Below are 19,184 nucleotides of genomic sequence, written 5' to 3' on the forward strand. Positions count from 1 at the left end.
TCTTATGGAAGAAAAACAAAACCCTACGCTTGTAGTTCTTGCTTTCTTCTCCATCTACGTGATTTGGGGCTCAACGTATCTATTAAATAAAATAGCGGTTTCAGAACTGCCTCCGTTTTTGCTAGCAGGAGTCCGATTTTTCATGGCAAGTATAATAATTTTTGTTATTGCTAAGCTCTTAGGAAAATCACTTGCGATATCAAGAAAGCAATTTTTGAATTCCATTTTTGTAGGATTCCTTTTTTTGTCTTTAGGTAATGGTTTAGCAGTTTGGGCTTTAAAATATATAGATAGTGGGTTTGCTGCCTTACAAATTTCTGCACAGCCTTTGGTTATTTTACTTATGATGTGGCTCATACAAGGAAAAAAGATACAGCCAATGTCTATGATTGGTGTTGCTTTAGGAATGCTTGGTATCTACTTATTAGTTGGGCAAAAAGAAATATTAAATCAAGAAAACGCCGTTCTAGGCATGGTCATGATTTTTGGTTGTATGTTGAGTTGGGGTTATGGCAGTTTGTTCGTTGCTAAAGCCGATTTGCCAAAAAACTATTTTGTGAATACTGGTTACCAAATGTTTTTTGGAGGGATTCTTTTAATAGTTATGAGTTTGATATTAGGTGAACAATGGTCTAATCCAATAAATTGGAGTTTAAAAGTACAGACGGTTATGATACTCCTTATCATATTTGGTAGTATTATAGCATTTACTTCATTTAACTTTTTATTGAAATCAGTTTCGCCAGAGAAGGTGGCCACCTCAACCTATGTAAACCCAATTGTTGCGCTATTGTTAGGGTGGTATTTTTTAAATGAAGAAATCACTCTGCAATCTGCTATGGCGGCAGCCATTCTTTTAACAGGAGTTTATTTTATAAATACCAAGAAAAAATTAGCCTTGTTTAGTCGGTTCAAGAAGTGAAGAAAAAGCATTCCTTTTAAAAAAACTATGATTCCAAATCAAAAATATATATTGCTCCTCTTAATTGCTATTGCTTTATCAAGTTGTGGTAGTTCAAAAGAACAAGAATTATTTAATGGTAAAAACTTAAGTGGATGGCATATTGATGTACCCATGCATGATTCAATTCCTGAAGCCATAAATCCTTTTATAATTCGTAACGGTAATTTAGTTAGTTTGGGTGAACCACAAGGGCATTTAATTTCAGATGCCTCTTATGAAAATTATAAATTGACCTTGCAATACCGTTTTGTAAGCAAACCCGGAAATTGTGGCATTTTAATACATGCCTCTGAGCCTCGAGCATTATATAAAATGTTTCCAAAATCCATTGAAGTACAGTTAATGCACCAAAATGCGGGTGATTTTTGGTGTATTGTCGAAGACATAAATGTCGATAATATGGAAGAACGTCGCGGTCCAAAAACGGAATGGGGAATTACCGAAGGAAAATTAAGACGCATCAAAAACTTAACTGATACTTCAGAAAAACCATTAGGTGAATGGAATTTATTAACTGTGGAATGTATTGATAACACTATTAAAGTATGGATTAATAATGATTTGGTTAATTACGGTTATGACGCGACGGTATCATCAGGGCAAATAGCTATTCAGGCAGAGGGGTCTGAAGTAGAATTTACTAAAATAAGACTTCAAAAATTAGGTTCTGAATAGACTTTAATTTTGTGATATGTATACAAAGCGTAAAACATAGGTGATTTTGTACAATTCATGACATAGATAGTCCATTTGACTACATTCAGTTTTTGCAAAACGATACTTCGTTACATATTTGCTTCATCAATCATTACAATTATTATTTATTCATCAATCAAAAAACGAACAATCATGAATCAATTATCAAAAATTCTCGCCCTTTTTTTAGTAAAACTCATCATTTTACTTCTTGTCATAAGTCCCAATGTGATTAGTGCTCAGCGCACAAGTACCTCAGTTAACATCAACCGCAACGGCAAAACGACCATTTCAATTAAAAATGGTTTTGGTAACAATTTTTCAATTGAATATCAAGGTGATATTACTTTGTCTGATGATGATACAGATGTTGTTGCAATTTCTAGAGATGGCTATATGGAAATCAAAAAGTCGGCTTTTGGTAACCGCCGCCGAGTTTATATAGAGCCTGATAATTCAGGGCAACTGATAAAAAAGTACTATGTAGGTTCATCTCAGAAAGACTTTGATTCAGAAGGGAAAAAGTGGCTTTCAGAAATTCTACTTGAAGTTGTGCGATCAACAACTTTGGGCGCAGAAAAACGAGTAGACAGACTTTATAAAATGGGTGGGTCTTATAAGGTTTTAAACGAGGTGGGTAAAATGACCAGTAATCACGTTAAAGCTAGATATATCAAACTACTTTTGGAGAAAGATTTAAAGGAAAAGGACTTAAACTCAGTTTTAAATGAAGTGGCCGACATTGATTCCAACCATCATCGTGCTGATATTTTAAAAAATAACACAAAGGCTTTTCTAGCTTATGAATCAACTACTTCATCATACATTCAAGCTACTAGTAGTATTGATTCCGACCATCATAAAGCTGATGTTTTAAAACGTTCCATCCGAGACGGTGATATTTCTGACACACAAATGAAGGCATTATTTGTTATAACGGACGACATTGACTCTGACCACCATAAAGCAAGTGTTTTGCAAGAAGTTTTAAACAAAAGAGCTTTAACGAATAACAATTTAAAACTATTGATAACTACCGCCAAGGGTATAGACTCTGACCATCATAAAGCTACTGTTCTAAGAAAAGCTCTAGAAACCGATGGCATTTCTCAAAGTGTATCAAATACTTTGTTGGCATCTGTTGAAAATATGAGTTCGGATCATCATATCGCTAGTGTATTTAAATCTATGGTTGATGACGAGATGGATAGTGAATCTTTATCAAATCTACTCCGGGTAGTAGAACATAATATGTCTTCAGACAATCATCAAAGCGATGTTCTTAAAAAAATAGCCTACAATCAAAGTTTGAGTGGAGGTAGCTTAAACGCTTATCTTTCTACAACAAAAGACATTGATTCTGATCATCATAAAGCTGAAGTATTTAAAACGTTGGCAAGAAAAAATTTCTCTAACTCTGAACTAGTTCAGATTCTGGAAGCAACAACCTCCATTGATTCAGATTATCACAAGACAGAAACCTTATTGCGTTTTGCAAGTGAAGTAAGAAATGAAGGTACAATTGTCAAAGATGCTTATACAAGAGCTTGTAAGGACATTGACTCTGAATCTCATTTTGGCAGAGCTTTAAAAGCAATTCAATAATTTAAGTTTACAACATTCACTACCTCCTTCTAAGCAATTAAATTCTTTTATTGTTAATTTGGTAGGATGCAGTGGCTTTCTAAGAACATCTTATACCAACCAACCGTGAGAAAGCATCTAAGCCTGCTCTTTATGGGATTTGCACTCGGTATTCTGATTTACAGCTTTGTTAATTTTAACACTTTGCAAAGCGGTAAGGAGTTCTATTTAAGCGGGTTTTTAGGTGTTTTGATTTTGTATGCTGTTGTCTTTTCCAATCCTTTTTTAAATCGATTTGTTCCCTATAAAAAGGTCCCAGGTATTCGTATTCTGTTAGGTATCATTTGGGGTTCAGTATTAAGCTTTTCTTTGGTCTTGGCAAGTTTTCTGTTCTACTCCAAGTATTATGAATATGTTATTACTCAATCACAAAATACAGATTTACTAATCAAACTGGGTATTTTGTTGTTTTGTGCTTCATTACTGTATAATGTTATCTATTTCGCCTTGTATGCTTATGATAATTATGCACGAGGTCAGTTAATGGAATTGAAATTGGAAAGAAAGCAAGCAGAACTGCAGTTAATAACCTTAAAATCACAACTAAGTCCTCATTTTTTGTTCAATAGCATGAATGCATTAGCTGCACTTTTTCAAAAGGATGTTAAAAAGGCGGATACATTTATACGCGCACTTGCAAAATCATATCAATATACACTACGTAATTATAAGACTACTTTAATATCCTTGAGAGAGGAATTAGATTTTGTAAATGCTTATCTATTCTTAATTAAGACCCGTTTTGGAGATGGGGTAGAAGTCAAAATGAATTTTGAGGATGCTGTCCTGAGCAGCAGGATTCCTCCATTAACAATTCAATTATTGATAGAAAATGCAGTAAAACACAATGTATTTGATGTAAATAGACCCTTAGTTATTAATCTGAACTCAGAAGAAAACAGTTTGATTATTAACAATACTAAAACGGAGAAAAAAACTCAGCTAGGTTCTACTAAGGTAGGCCTAAAAAACATTATTTCTAGATATGAATTGATAACTGACAAAACGGTTAAAATCATCAACGATAAAGACTTTACTGTAAAAATTCCAATTATTAAATGAAGAAGCTGTTTATACATCATCCGCTTTTTCGTCTGTTGAGTCCACTTTTCAGCGGAACACTAGTTTATCTTTTAATTCTCTTGATAAATAACAATGTACTTCAATTACAAGAAACTTTTCTTGGACAAGAACTCTATGTGTGTATCGGTTTAGCATATTTGATTCATGAATTTTCTAGATTTTCCTTACTCTTTTTTGAACGTATTAAAAAGCCAAAATCCTTCTTTTTAAAAATTATGATTCAAATGATTACTTCATTAATCATGACGATGATTTTAGTTTCTATAGCTATGTATTTATACTTTAAGTACATACTGCTATATGTACCTAATATCAGGGAGTTATATATTTTTAATATCATTTTTGTATTTATTACAATTGTTTATGTTATTTTATATCTAAGTCATCATTTTCTATATAAAATTAACACTGAAAAGATTACGAAAGAGATTGCAGCAAAGAATGAAATTGAAGAAGATTTTCTTCAATTTAAAAAAGGTATAAACCCTGAACTTTTATATGAAAGCCTAGAGGCTATGTTAGTTTTGATGAAAGAGAACCCAGATGATGCAGAACAATTTTCAGATTATTTTTCAACCGTGTATCGTTATATACTTACAAAACAAAATAGAGAATTAGTTCCGCTTTCGGAAGAATTGGATATTTTAAATTCTTTGCTGCTTCTTTTTAATAACTTGCCCTTCAGAAAGATAGTTTTCACCAATAAGGTAACTTCAGAAAACTGGATTATTCCAAGCACTTTATTGACATTATTAGAAATAATTATAAGAACAACTATTGTCTCTGAAAAACACGCTCTAGATATTACTTTAGAAGAAAAAGAGGAGTCTTTAAGGATTTCGTTTATTCCAGAGCAAAAATTAAACTCCTCCTTTTCAATGGAAACTATACATGATATTGTGAATGCTTATAGCTACTACACCAACCAACAAATTACTATGACCATTTGGGATAACCTCAAAGTAGTTGACCTTCCAAAATTAAAATACCATGAGAATAGCCATAATTGAAGATGAGCCTTTGGCTGCCGAAAAATTGGAGCGTTATCTTTTAAAATACGATACCAATATTGAAGTCTTGTCAAAGCTAAACTCCTTAGAAACAGCAATACCATGGATTGTCGAGAACAAAGCTCAGGTTGATTTGTTCTTTATGGATGTTCAGCTCAGTGATGGATTGAGTTTTGAGATTTTTTCACAAGTCACCATTAACAAACCTGTTATTTTCACAACTGCTTTTGATGAATTTGCGGTGGATGCTTTTAAAGTAAATAGTATTGACTATTTGCTTAAGCCAATTACTTTTACTGACTTATCACGTGCTTTAAAAAAGTTGGCTGCTTTAAAAGAACAATTTTCTCATAGCAATCAAATCACTCCAATACTTACCACGTTGGGCAAACGAAGCTATAAAGATCGTTTTTTGGTTAAAATAGGTAATCACATAAAATCAATACCTGTTGAAGATATTATCGCTTTTCAGGCTGAAGGTCGAGACGTATCTTTATTTACAAAACAAGCTAAAGAGTACATTATTGAATACAAATTGGAAGTTTTGGCCGAATTAGTAGACCCAAAGTTATTTTATAGAGTAAACAGAGGATTTGTAGTTGCATTAAAAGCTATAAACGATGTTATGGTTTTTTCAAATAGAAGATTGAAGCTCACATTAGCTCCTAATATTCATAAAGAAATTGTGGTTAGTAGAGAAAAAGTTAGTGACTTTAAAAAGTGGTTTGAAGGGAGCTAAATGGTTTAAGTTTACTGAAAGAGTTCTTTTCATTATCTTAAGGCTCAAATACTTTTTCATGAAAAATAGTTTCATATTTCTTTTATTGGTACTCATTACATCTTGTCGAACTCCTGTAGTATATGATTTGGTTTTAAAAAATGGTAAAATCTATGATGGTACTGGAGAAACTTCATATACCGGAGATATTGGAATAATTAGCGATTCCATTGCAATCATAGCTGAAGCTAATACCCTTAAAGGTTTAAATGTACAAGACTTGAATGGCCTGGCTGTTGCTCCTGGTTTTATAAATATGTTAAGTTGGGCGAATGTATCATTGTTAGAAGACGGGCGATCTCAAAGTGATATAAGACAAGGAGTTACTCTAGAGGTGCTGGGAGAAGGCAGGTCTATGGGGCCTCTCAATCCTGAAATGAAAAAAGCAATGCAAGAAAACCAAGGGGATATCAAATATGATGTGACATGGACTAGCCTTGGCGAATATTTGCAGTATTTAGAAGATAAAGGGGTTTCTACCAATGTAGCCTCTTTTGTTGGCAATGGTACTTTACGTCAACATGTTATTGGTTTTGAAAATCGTGCTGCTACAGCTGCTGAAATTGACGCCATGAAATTATTGACCAAGCAAGCGATGGAAGAAGGAGCAGTAGGTATATCAAGCTCTTTGCTCTATGCGCCAAGTATGTATGCAAATACCAGCGAACTTATCGAACTAGCGAAAGTTGCTGGTGAGAGTAATGGGATGTATATTTCTCATATTCGTGATGAAGGTGATGAGTTATTAGAAAGTATTGATGAATTAATACAGATATCGAAAGAAGCTGATTTGCCCGCTGAAGTTTATCACTTAAAAGCCTCTTCAAAGTCTAATTGGGGAAAACTTGATGCTGCCATTAAAAAGATTGACTCAGCCCGTAATCTAGGAATGGCAATAACAGCGGATATATACACCTATAATGCCAGTTCTACTGGACTTCACGTTCAATTACCTGATTGGGTTAGAGATGGAGGTATAGCTGCCATGTTAGAAAGGTTGGATGACCCTGTAAATCGTGAGAAAGCAATAAATGAACTAGTATTTCGTAATTCACCAGAAACCATTTTGCTCGTTGGTTTTAGATCGGAAACTTTAAGAAAATATGGAGGAAAATACCTTACTGAGGTTGCTCTAGAGTGGGGAAAAAACCCTTCAGAAACGTTGGTTGATCTCATAATCCAAGATGGCAGTCGTATTCAGGTGGTTTATTTTTCTATGTCTGAAGAGAATATAAAAAAGAAAATGGCACTGCCCTGGGTAAGTTATTGTTCTGATGCAGGTTCTTATACCAACGAAGGTGTTTTTATCAAACAAAGCACACACCCTAGGTCTTATGGTTCCTTTATAAGGGTATTAGGTAAATTCTCAAGAGATGAAGGTGTGATTTCGTTAGAAGAAGGTATTCGAAAACTTACTTCATTACCAGCTAAAAATCTAAAATTAAAAAGAAGGGGCAGATTACATGCTGGGTACTATGCCGACATTGTAGTTTTTGACCCAAAAAGGGTTAATGATAGGGCAACTTTTACTGAGCCCCATCAATATGCTGAAGGTGTCCATCATGTTTTTGTAAATGGGAAGCAGGTATTGAAAGACGGAGAGCATACAGGAGAAACACCTGGTCGCTTTGTTAAAGGTCCTGGTTTTATTGAATGAAATAGCTATTGAAAGTACTACTTATAAGCATGGTACAAAACCACCAATCCATCAGAGAAAGAATCTACATTTATCGTAAAACCATCTGTAGTAAATGCGGTTAAACTTGCCGTTGTTGTGCCTAGGTTATCACCATTTTGATTTCCATAACGAATACCTATACAATGCGAGCTTGATGCATATCTAGAAATATCATTTATTGAATTTCCGCTTCCTCCGATATAAATACTTTGTTGAACAATACTTCCGCCATCATTTCGAGCAAAGCCATTAGATGTACCAAAAGAATTAGGCAATCCTGATTCATTATTTCTTGTGCCGTTATCAGAATTCAGAGTAGTAGTCTCGACGTTGGCATGAGCAACAAAGCTTACATTAGTTGGTTCAAAAGGCAATCCACTAATCGTTATTGCTCCCGTGCCACTAATAACTATTGAACCTAATTGTACAGTACTTGTAGCTGCTTCCATTTTTATCCATGTACTTCCGTCAAAAACATAAACAGTGTTAGTATCCGTTGCATAAGCCAATGCACCGCTATTTGCTCCTGTTACAGCTAAAATTTCTGATTGCGTTGCAGCAGGTAATGAAAAAACTGAATTGCTATCAATTTGTGCAAAAGCCTTTAATGTTGTGAAAGTACAAAGCCAAAATATGAATAGGGGGCGTATCATAATAACTAATATTATAAAGAATTTCTATATACCCTAAAGTTAAAATTTATTTTTTATTGTCCTGAAACGAACAATAGTTGATTCCTTATATTAATTAAAAACATCAAAACGATGTGTGTATTTCACAGTAAAAATCTGATTATTTAATGCATCAAATATATTATCATCTTTTACAATATTAAAAACAACAAATAAACCTGTGTTAGCATTTTGTAACCATCCAAAACGAGCATTAACAGATGTGATTTCGGATACATTATTTCTTTGTATCAGACTCTGCAAGAAAATACGTGGTGTAAAAGAATAGGCTAATCGCAATCCACTAACAAAAGCCGTGGTGTTTCCAGTTTCAAGTTTTATGTCATTATGGCTAAATACCAATGATGTATTAAATCGATTACCAATTCGATAATTTGCTGTTCCGCTGTTTGAAATTCGATTACCATTGAAATAGCCTCCAATAAATGTTCTCGTACTTAAAGAAAACGCATTGTTAGGGTTGGTAATTAAAACAAACTGTAGTTCTTGATTCCGATAATTGCCAACGGGCACAGTTACATTTGATATATTGAATTCTTCTAAGACCCTTTCCTGTGTAAAATTAATTCCAGTGTGTATTTCAAACCCACTCTTGAATTCCCAATGATTGTCAACATGTAAAAAGCCTGTGATTTGTTCATCATCAAAATTCCAATAACTGCGGTAGGATAGGTGGGGTCTTATTTCAAGTAGTTTTCCAGCATCTTTAAAGCGATGTGCTTTAAAAATTAAAAACTCTGGTTTACGAAAAGCTGAGCGTTGTAAAAATCCGACTTCAGGATTAAACCCTTCACCAACCTCGGTATAACCTGCCCTTAAATCCCAACCATTCCAATTGTAGTTTCCCAAAATCTTGAACGCATGGTCATTCTCTTCAATGCCAGGTGTTGAACTTTTAGCAACAAACCCGTTAACCTCAGCTTTATTTCCTATTCCCCAAGTACCATCAACCGCATAAACCCGGTTAAAATTATCATCAGTTTCCCCTAAACCAGCTCTATTGATGAAAATTCCCCCTAAAGAAGATCTTGTGCCTTGAAAATCATGATTAACCCTAGCTACTGAAAAATTATTTTGTTCAATACCAACTTCATCTATACCTTCTGTAAACATACTTAATAAGCCTACATTGGTAGAACCAACTTTACCAGATAATCGACCACCACCAATAATTGGAACTATACTGCCATCATTGCCCAAGCCAATTCTTCGACTAAAAAACAAGTCAACTTCCCCAGGGCTACCAACATTAAATTGACCTGCATTCTCAAGAAAAAAAGCTCTTTTTTCAGGAAAGAAAAGATTAAATCTATCTAAATTAACCTGTTGGTCATCTACTTCAACCTGAGCAAAATCTGTATTATAAGTTAAATCTAAGGTTAAACTTGGTGTGACACTGTATTTAATATCTGCACCAACCTCAAAATTTGTGTCATTTTCATTAGGGTCAACGGCTTTATTATTTACTAACTGTGTTAGGGCATATGGTATTAATTTTAAATTTCCTGGATTTTGAAGTTTAAGCCCTGTCAATTTTCCAGCTAGTGATAAACGCTTCATGTCAAAACCCAACGGAAGCGAAGTCCAAAAGGCCGTTTCTGTGTTTTTACTAATATTTCTTCTAAAATTGAGCCCCCATGTTTTATTCTCTCCAGATGCAAATCGTAGCGAACGAAAAGGTATTGCAAACTCTGCACTCCATCCATAATCTCCTAATTGAGAACGTACTTTCCATGTGGCATCCCAGTTGAGATTGGTACCACCAATTACTCCACCTTGTTGTCTATTCCCATTGAAGCTACCTCGACCTTCATTATCAATTTGGGCGTCATATTCCATACCTTGTGCATTAGTACCGAATAAGAATCCGTTTTGTCTGTCATTATAAGTGTCAATAATAAAAAGAAAACTGTCCTCATCATTTAAATCAGCATCTCTTCTTGAGTCTGAAACAACGATGTTTTTTGCATCACTATCATAACAAATAACAGAAACATAAAAAGTACTAGCGGAGTAGGCAACTCTGATTACCGTTTTTTCTGATACAGGTTGACCATAATTAGGTCTGAGTTGTACTAAATTTTCAATGGCCGGTAGTGTTTTCCAAATTGGATCATTGATAACTTCACCATCAATAACAGGTTCTTGCGATAATGGAATCGCTTTGAATTCTGGTCTATTAGTAATAGAATCTTGAATTTGGACCTGAGTAAGCCCTGAGAATGAGGTAAAAGCGAGTAAAACTATTATAACGTAGTTAACTTTAAATTTCATAAGTGTTGGTCGGGTTAATGATTAAATATAATATTTAAATTAGATATGCTATTTAGATGGTAATAGTCAAAAATTAATTTTCACTCATCAAAACAAACTGTTTACTCATTTTAAATTTTTATGGTTCTTGAGAAAAATTAATTTGCTTTCAAACTAAAATTATAATTATGAAAAAGACCTGGAGTAACCTAATTTTATTGGGAATTGTGATTTCTTTAGCTGCTTGTAGTACTGCTAAAAAAACCAACTATACTGACGAAGAAATTGCTTTAATGCATAAAAGAGTAGAAAGTAAATCTATATATATTGACGCGAAATGGGCATCGCCATTGGCAACTCAAAGTTTAAATTCTATTGCAAATGCAGGTATGTTACCACCCGGTAGCAGTATTAACCGAATTGATTTATATGGAACTTCGAGCTTTTTAGAAATAAATGGAGATTCTGTTTCAGCTGAGTTACCGTATTATGGAGAACGTCAAATAGGTGGGGCTTACAACTCAAATAATGTCGGAATAAATTTTGATGGAAAGGCTGAAAATATGAATATGACTTATATTCCAAAGAGAAACGCCTATGATATAGAGTTTAGCATTGCTAATGAAACAGAAGTATTTAATATAAATGCTGTCTTATTCCCCAACAATAATGTGGCAGTCAACATTAATAGTTCGCAAAGACTGACTATAAAATACCAAGGGGTTCTTAAAGAAAATTAAGAAACTTTAAAGATCATAAAATAACACTTGGAGTTTTACTTGCAAGAATAGCTTACTTTTAAAAAGCAATTCTATTAATCAGTGATTATTATATTAATTTTGTAATAGACTATTCAGATAATTTTAAGTTGAATATAGACTTTAAAATTTAACTAAATCAATAACCAGCTTACATGAAAATATCATCTAAAGCGCTTGCAGGGTTCACTTTAATCTCCTTTGCGATTTGTTTTGTGAATTGCAAACAAAATAAATCGGCAGACAATGAAGCAGAAGTTGTAGTCCAATATGATGAATCTAAGTCGATATTGCCTATTGACCGGTTAAACTTGCCAGAAGGTTTCAAAATTGAAGTTTTTGCGGATAGTATAGATGGCGCACGTTCCATGGCAATAGGAAACGATGGCACTTTGTTTGTTGGTACACGTAACGAGAATAAAGTTTATGCCATTCAAGATAGAGATAAAGATTTTCGAGCAGATAAGGTTTTAATTTTAGATTCGTTGGAAGTTCCTAATGGTATTGCCTACAAAAATGGGGCTCTTTTTGTTGCTGAAGTTGGGCGATTATTACGATATGATGATATTGAAAATCAATTAGATAGTATTCCTGAACCAAAAGTTGTTTATGATGATTATCCTACGGAGTTTCATCATGGTTGGAAATATATAGCCTTTGGCCCCGATGATAAGTTATATGTACCCGTAGGTGCTCCTTGTAACATTTGTGACTCAACAGTTGCTGACCAAAGATTTGCAAGTATAACAAGGATGGATATTGATGGTAGTAATCGCGAGATATATGCGCATGGTGTACGAAATACAGTAGGTTTTACATGGCATCCTGAAAATGGCGATATGTGGTTTACTGATAATGGCCGAGATATGATGGGGGATGATATTCCACCTTGTGAATTAAATCGTATATCAGAGGCAGGACAACATTTTGGATATCCTTTTTGTCATGGAGGCACGGTTGCTGATCCTGTATTCGGCGAGCAAAAGCCATGTGAAGAGTTTATTGCTCCTGTACAACAATTAGGGGCTCATGTAGCACCTTTGGCGGTAAAATTTTATAGAGGCAATATGTTTCCAGATAAATATAAAGACTATGCTTTCATTGCGGAACATGGGTCATGGAACAGAACTAAGAAAGTTGGTTATCGAATTTCTTTAGTCAAATTAGATGGAAATACGGCTGTAGGTTATGAAACTTTTATAGATGGTTGGTTAGACGAACCTAGTCAAGAGCGTTTTGGCCGGCCTGTTGATATGTTAATTCTTGAAGATGGTTCTATGTTAATTTCAGATGATTATGGTGATGCTATCTATCGGGTTAGTTATGTTGGTACTCAGGTAGCAAGTAACTAAAATATAAAATGTTTTAAAGATTTTTTCACAAAACATAAGGGTTTTAAGTGCAGATCTCAAAACAAGATTGTACCTTTACAACATACCACAAACCTTAAGGGATTATTGTTTTTAGAAAAAAGCAACTTTTTTAAAAAAGAAACATCTCTTTTAAAACACACTTAATATAATTTATGGGGAAATCTCAACAAACCTATAGTAAAAGCGAAAAAGAAAAAAAGCGTTTAAAAAGACGTGAGGATAAGCAGAAAAAGAAAGAGGCTAGAAGAGCTGAAGCTAAGGAAAATGGCGGAGGTATTCCTATGGCTTATGTTGACTTTAATGGTAATCTTGTAGATACTCCCCCAGATCCATCAATGAAGGTTGAAATTGAAGCCGAAGACATTGTTTTAGGTATTCCTAAAAAAGAGGAGGGTGATGAAGAAGAATTCGACCCAGTAAGAAACGGAAAAGTTTCTTTCTTCGATACTTCAAAAGGTTTTGGATTTATCATTGACACTGAAAATCAAGAAAAATATTTTTGCCATGTCAGCGGTTTAATTGATGAGATTGCCGAGAATGACAAGGTCACTTTCGAATTAGAAAAGGGCATGAAAGGCATGAATGCTGTAAAGGTTACTTTGGTAAAATAATTGTTCTTCAATTCACGATTATATTTTTTTCAAATTAAACATCTAAAAGGATGATTAAATCGTATTAGTAATGAACTAACACTCATTATTGACACGTGTATCAAATCAATCAAAGCGTTTTCAAGCTTCTTTGTTCAATAATTTTGATTTTGTCCTTCAACCAAAGGGTAAAAGCTCAAAACAGTTATACGTATTACGGTCCGCTTTCAATTGGTAATTATTCTGGTGACGCGAGCTATGGTTTTACCGTTATTAGTGGTGACACACTATTAAATGGCCCTTTTCAAATTAAAAAGGCCAACTTAGATGACCTTCTTCAAAAACAAGACTATTCATTTGATTTTTCTGGAAATTTCAAAAATAATTACCCGAATGGTGATTGGAAGTTTAAATTCGGAACCTTTCAATCCAATAATCAATCTCAAGTTGTAGATTATCAGTACCGTGTTGCTATTAGTGGTGTTCAAGAAGAGGCCTTTGGTGAAATGGTTGATGGAAAGCCTAATGGACCTTGGGTTTTTAGTGTCAATAAAATTAAAGATTCGGAAATTTCTGAAAGACTTTTTAAGAGCAACATCATTTTTGATAATGGTATTCCTAAGCAAAATTTTAGAATAGAGAATGACAGCTTAATCCTAGCTGGCCGGTTTTTAAGAAATGGTTTGGCTCATGATGAATGGTCTTTATATGATTCGTTTGGTTTTGGTGCTGCAGAGAATTGGATTTTTTCCAATGGAGTTTTAAAACAGATTGTACTTAGTATAGACGGAACTAATACAAAAACCAGTATTTATGGAAATTATTCTGGAAACACTACTATTATAAATCTCGATTCACAATTTATTGATGCAATCGCACTATTCCAATTTGCGAAATCAAATTCAGATGATGTTGTCGGAGGCAAAATGCAAGGTTTGTTAAAACAAAATGGAGCCTATTATCAAAAAATTGATAATATTTTGTCCGAGCTAGGTAAATCATCGTTTTTACCGGAATTTAAGGTTAAAGTCCCGTATTATGAGTTTTCAAATGAAGAACGAGAATTGCTTAATTCAATTAGCTCTAACTATACCAACGCCGCGACAATAAGTACTAACTTTTTAGAAGATACCCGATTAAATATATTAAAACTTTCGAATGAAGATGCCGCTTTTCAATACGAAGTTATTAATCAGATTACTAAAAACTTTTTAAAACCAATTAAACGGCTTTTAGATTACAAAAATCGTGAGATTCTAGAGTTCGCGCCACGGAAAGAGCTTATTGACAATCTTTGGCCTCAAGGCGAGCCCATAACTGTGATTGACGTAGTTTTTGAAATTGATGAGAAAGAAATAATCAAAACCTACGAATTCCCAACTACAGATAAGTTTAATTTTTCAGAACATAGCCTGAAGTCAGTAGAATCCATTTCAACATATGCTTTAAAAAGTTTGTCTTCTATTAAAGTTCAGCTAGAACAAACCCTATTAAAAGAGCAACGAGAACAAGAATTGGTTACCATTGAAGAACAATTGATTTTTCAACGAAACTCTTTGCAAAATCAAATTGACTCTGCTTTAAATATAAGCCCAAATAATATTAAAAGTGTTCTAAATACATTTAAAGAACATTCCGATACAGCCCTTAGTGATTACTCATCTTTAAAAGATTTAGAAACAAAATTGAATGCTGGTAAGGTGCTACTTGATTGTTATTTGCAATTGCATATGCTTACAAATCAAATAACCTTACTTCCTGAACAAGAAGAAGCTATTCAATTGAAATACCAAGACAGGATTTGGAATCCATTCATGGCCACTTTAATGGATGAAGAAGTTAAAAAGAGAATTACTACTGCATATAAAAAGACTGTGGTCCCTTATTTTTTAAGACAAGCTAAATCTGAATTTAAATGTAATCAGGCTAAGGAGTTAAATGTATTAATGAAAGCTACATATCAACGTATGCTTGAATTAAGAGATGAAAATACTTCAAAATTGGAACGTAAACTTCGAAAAGAAAATGACCCTAATACGGTTTTAGAACTTTTTGAATTAGAACCTCTCACAATAGAATAGTAGCAATGAATAATCTATTAAAACTTTTATTTGCTGTTGGTGTTCTGTTGATACTTTTTACTAACCGAGCAGTGTCTCAAGATATTGGAGGTGGAATACTTCCTTCTGAATCGGAATTCAAGGACGCTAAAACAAGGGTCTGGATAAATACCTATGGTAATATTCGTATTTCAAAAAGGTTATTTTGGATTGCTCAGACTCATTTTAGATTTGAAGAAACAGAGGAAACCCCTTTTGTTGGTCAAATTGGACAGATTTATAATCGTCATGCCATAGGTTACATTTATAATAAAAAGGTGAATGCAGCACTTGGTGGTGTGATGCGTATCAATTTTAATACTGATGAAAGTTCTACGGATCGCAATGTAGTTCCAGAATTTAGAATCTGGCATCAATATCAATTTGCGCAGCCTTTATATAACGCCATGATTTATCATAGGATTAGAATTGAACATAGATGGACTCAAGGTTTTGAAGAAAATAGCGACTATATTTTCAGGAATCGTTGGCGTTATATGTTTAGAGCCAAAATTCCATTGAATAGTCAAAAATTAGAACCTAAAACCCTTTATATTTCGCCTGAAACTGAACTTATTATGCAAAGTGGAAAAGCTGTAGTTGGCAGTGTAATGGAAGACTTAAGGCTTACCACCACATTAGGTTATATTCTTACGCCTCGCTTGACCGTTGCTGGGGGATTAATGTATTCACAAGGGCAGACCTTAGAAAACCCAGGTGTCTTTAAGCAAAACTGGACAATGCGTTTTCACGTCTATTTTTCACCTGATTTCAGAAAAGTTAAAAACAAATTACCTTCAATACATCTAAATGATTAATGTTTCTCGTAATTAGAATATTACGCATACTATGAAAAAGAGACTTTTAATACCATATTTATTGCTAGCTACAGCTGTATTTATAGCACTTGGTCTTTTTTTTAGAACACATAAGTTGCAAAATGAGGTTAATCAATACAACTTAGCGCAAAAGAATTACGTAAAAAAAGTCAATACCTTTGAAAAGTTGGTAGCCAAAGATTCTATTCTACTTTCAGGGAATCATCAAAAAGCGATTAGTGAATATCAAAAGATTGCAAAAGAACTAGGGTTTGATAACTTGGGTATAGAGTTGCGAATTGCTTTAGCAGAACAATTACAAGAGTATAGTGAAAATAGCCTAGGCGCCAATAATATTGAAGTGGACAACGATTCACTCTCACCTGAACCCTTAGCAACACCAAAAGAGTTGGAACGTTATGACTCTTTGAGTTTTGCGCATGAAAAGGCCAAGATTCAACTGAATAGAATTCAGAAGCTACTTCAAGAAAAATCATTTGGAGAATACCTTACTTTTAAAAGTAAAAAGGGGAATCAAATGCACTATGTTGGTCAAGTTCGGAACGGAAAAGCAAATGGTTATGGAATTGCCTTGTTGGATACTGGAAGTCGTTATGAAGGAGAGTGGATTAATAACCAGCGCCATGGTGAAGGTACTTTTTACTGGCCAGATGGAGAATATTACGTAGGAAGTTATGTGAACGCCCAACGCAGTGGATATGGCACTTATTATTGGCCTAATGGTGAAAAATATTCCGGTAACTGGAAAGATGATAAGCGCAATGGTGAAGGAGAGTTTTATAGTGCTAACGGAGAAATTTTGACCAGCGGTTTCTGGGAAAATGATAAACTCGTTCAAGCAGAAAAAAAAGAAAGAAAAACTCGACGTTAATTACCTTATAACTGTAAAAACTCCTTTATTTACAGTTCATCAAGCACAAAGGACATTTCAGTAATTACTATTTCGATTCAAAACCATTAATGAACATCTTGTGGTCTTCAAACTAATAACTATTTTCAGCCATGGTTAAAAAAATATTTTTATTAATACTATTCAGTGTAGGGTTTTTTAGTTTTTCTCAAGAAGTAATATCTAAGACCGATTGGCAAGAAGACCTCCGTTATCTGCAGAAAACGGTAAATACACAATATCCTTTTCTCTTCAAGAAAATAAGTGCAACAACATTTAATGAAACGGTTGATTCTTTTCATAAGGCTATTCCAGCAATGGAAGAACATGAAATTGTTGTTGGTTTTTCAAGAATTATTGGCCTATTTCAGTATGGTCACACAAGAATGTCTTATAGCGATAGTTCTATTCAATTTCATAGCATTCCAGTAGAGTTTTATCGTTTTAAAAAGGGAATTTATATCAAAGCTGCTCAAAAAGAACATCAACTCTTGATTGGTGCAAAAGTAATTGCTATTGAAGATGTTACAATTGATAAAGTGATAAAAGCAGTATATCCAACGGTTCCGGTAGAGAATGCATTGTTTTTTGATGCTTATGGTCTAAATCACATGACGATACCAGAAGTTTTACATGCTCAAGGTATAACCGCCGAATTAAAAAAATCTTTAAGACTATTATTAGAAAAAGATGGGAAACAAAGTGAATATACTATCAAAGCAACCACTGAATTATGGCCTCCGATGCATTATGGTGAAGTAAAACCAGATTCGGATTGGGTAAATGGTCGTAATAAAAGCGAAACACCTTTATATCTAAAGAATTTTGATAAGATTTATTATTACGAATATTTACCAGACTCAAAAACTGTTTATGTGAGGCATAGTAGAATTCAAAACGATAAAACAGAAAATGTAAATGATTTTTATAATCGGGTATTTAAATTTATTGATTCCAATGATGTTGAAAAGTTGGTAATTGATGTAAGGTTGAATGGGGGAGGAAATAATTTTCTCAATAAACCTATTATCAAAGGCATAATTTCTAATAGTAAAATAAATCAGCCTGGTAAATTCTTCGTAATAACAGGTCGTAGAACATTTTCAGCATGTCAAAATTTAATTAATGAATTAGATAATTACACTGATGTGCTGTTTGTTGGAGAGCCTTCAAGTGAAAATATTAATTTCTATGGGGACAATAAGCGAGTGGTTTTACCAAAATCAGGTTTGCCAGTTTATTTGTCTTTTGCATGGTGGCAAGACAAATCACAATGGGAAAATGCCGATTATATTAAACCACACTATCCTATTGAAATGACTTATGATAATTATATTTCTAATGAAGATGTAGTGCTTGATGCAGCTTTGAACTTTGAATCCATAAACTTCGTTATGAAGCCTATGGAATATTTGACAGAATTATTTGAGCAAGGCAGGTTCGATGAAGTTACCAAGGAAGGGGTACGTATGGCCAATGATCCGGCCTATAGTTTTATTGACTTTGAAAGGGAATTTAATAGTGTTGGATCTATAATGATGGGCAATAATAATGAAGGTGCACTTTTAGTGTTTAAATTGGCCGTTAAAGTATTTCCTGAGTCTCAAAATACTTGGGGAAATCTAGCACAAACCCAATGGGAAATGGGTGATTTTGAAAACGCCAAAGTATCTTGTAAAAAAGTGCTATCAATATCCGATAAAGGTGGTGCTGCCTTTGCCGCTAAAAGAATGTTGAAAAAGATAGTCAATAAGTAGGTCGTACTCTTTGATCTAGTTTTTGTGAGTTGTTAGATTTTAACATTAATAGGATTTTTCTTGTTATATTTAGTACAATTA

At 33.8% G+C, this 19,184-nt stretch carries 16 protein-coding genes; 14 read left to right on the top strand and 2 right to left on the bottom strand.

What is annotated here, in order from left to right; genetic code table 11:
• Positions 1–4 precede the first annotated feature (4 nt).
• From RM520_RS07800 to RM520_RS07830, 7 genes are all read left to right on the top strand, one after another.
• The gene (locus RM520_RS07800) at positions 5–922 is read left to right on the top strand and encodes an EamA family transporter (protein ID WP_311387587.1); all 918 of its coding nucleotides are present in this window, start codon (positions 5–7) and stop codon (positions 920–922) included.
• Between the two features lie 27 nt (positions 923–949).
• Entirely contained in the window at positions 950–1,639 is a 690-nt protein-coding gene (locus RM520_RS07805; protein WP_311387588.1) for a 3-keto-disaccharide hydrolase, read from the top strand.
• A gap of 174 nt (positions 1,640–1,813) precedes the next feature.
• The gene (locus RM520_RS07810; RefSeq protein WP_311387589.1) at positions 1,814–3,265 is read left to right on the top strand and encodes a hypothetical protein; all 1,452 of its coding nucleotides are present in this window, start codon (positions 1,814–1,816) and stop codon (positions 3,263–3,265) included.
• 66 nt (positions 3,266–3,331) lie between these two features.
• The gene (locus RM520_RS07815) at positions 3,332–4,366 is read left to right on the top strand and encodes a sensor histidine kinase (protein ID WP_311387590.1); all 1,035 of its coding nucleotides are present in this window, start codon (positions 3,332–3,334) and stop codon (positions 4,364–4,366) included.
• Positions 4,363–5,397 (top strand): histidine kinase, encoded by a 1,035-nt coding sequence (locus tag RM520_RS07820; protein ID WP_311387591.1) that lies wholly within the window; start codon positions 4,363–4,365, stop codon positions 5,395–5,397. The genes RM520_RS07815 and RM520_RS07820 overlap by 4 nt, the downstream gene beginning before the upstream one ends.
• Positions 5,378–6,136, top strand: coding sequence for a LytR/AlgR family response regulator transcription factor (locus RM520_RS07825; protein WP_311385152.1), 759 nt, complete (start codon positions 5,378–5,380; stop codon positions 6,134–6,136). Before RM520_RS07820 ends, RM520_RS07825 begins: the two co-directional genes overlap by 20 nt.
• 58 nt (positions 6,137–6,194) lie before the next feature.
• On the top strand, positions 6,195–7,832 hold the full coding sequence (locus tag RM520_RS07830) for an N-acyl-D-amino-acid deacylase family protein (protein ID WP_311387592.1): 1,638 nt from the start codon (positions 6,195–6,197) through the stop codon (positions 7,830–7,832).
• A 17-nt stretch (positions 7,833–7,849) separates the two neighbouring features.
• Here the strand turns inward: RM520_RS07830 and RM520_RS07835 are convergent, their stop codons facing one another.
• Both RM520_RS07835 and RM520_RS07840 read right to left on the bottom strand, forming a co-directional pair.
• Positions 7,850–8,506, bottom strand: coding sequence for a hypothetical protein (locus tag RM520_RS07835; protein ID WP_311387593.1), 657 nt, complete (start codon positions 8,504–8,506; stop codon positions 7,850–7,852).
• Positions 8,507–8,596: 90 nt separating this feature from the next.
• The gene (locus tag RM520_RS07840; protein ID WP_311387594.1) at positions 8,597–10,819 is read right to left on the bottom strand and encodes a carbohydrate binding family 9 domain-containing protein; all 2,223 of its coding nucleotides are present in this window, start codon (positions 10,817–10,819) and stop codon (positions 8,597–8,599) included.
• 167 nt (positions 10,820–10,986) lie between these two features.
• Here RM520_RS07840 and RM520_RS07845 point away from each other — a divergent pair, with 167 nt between their 5' ends.
• From RM520_RS07845 to RM520_RS07875, 7 genes are all read left to right on the top strand, one after another.
• A complete protein-coding gene (locus RM520_RS07845) occupies positions 10,987–11,538 on the top strand; it encodes a DUF4251 domain-containing protein (RefSeq protein ID WP_311387595.1) in 552 nt (183 codons plus the stop codon).
• Positions 11,539–11,711: 173 nt separating this feature from the next.
• A complete protein-coding gene (locus tag RM520_RS07850; RefSeq protein ID WP_311387596.1) occupies positions 11,712–12,908 on the top strand; it encodes a PQQ-dependent sugar dehydrogenase in 1,197 nt (398 codons plus the stop codon).
• A 173-nt stretch (positions 12,909–13,081) separates the two neighbouring features.
• Positions 13,082–13,540 carry a cold-shock protein gene (locus RM520_RS07855; protein WP_311385158.1) on the top strand — a complete coding sequence of 153 codons (459 nt, stop codon included), beginning with the start codon at positions 13,082–13,084 and terminating at the stop codon, positions 13,538–13,540.
• A gap of 149 nt (positions 13,541–13,689) precedes the next feature.
• A complete protein-coding gene (locus RM520_RS07860; RefSeq protein ID WP_311387597.1) occupies positions 13,690–15,600 on the top strand; it encodes a hypothetical protein in 1,911 nt (636 codons plus the stop codon).
• 5 nt (positions 15,601–15,605) lie between these two features.
• Entirely contained in the window at positions 15,606–16,436 is an 831-nt protein-coding gene (locus tag RM520_RS07865; protein WP_311387598.1) for a DUF2490 domain-containing protein, read from the top strand.
• A 31-nt stretch (positions 16,437–16,467) separates the two neighbouring features.
• Positions 16,468–17,328, top strand: a complete 861-nt coding sequence (locus RM520_RS07870) for an MORN repeat-containing protein (protein WP_311387599.1) — start codon at positions 16,468–16,470, stop codon at positions 17,326–17,328.
• Positions 17,329–17,459: 131 nt separating this feature from the next.
• Positions 17,460–19,103, top strand: coding sequence for a hypothetical protein (locus tag RM520_RS07875; protein WP_311387600.1), 1,644 nt, complete (start codon positions 17,460–17,462; stop codon positions 19,101–19,103).
• Positions 19,104–19,184 lie beyond the last annotated feature (81 nt).

The sequence above is a fragment of the Croceitalea vernalis genome (assembly GCF_031846405.1).
GTDB classification, from domain to species: Bacteria; Bacteroidota; Bacteroidia; order Flavobacteriales; family Flavobacteriaceae; genus Croceitalea; species Croceitalea vernalis.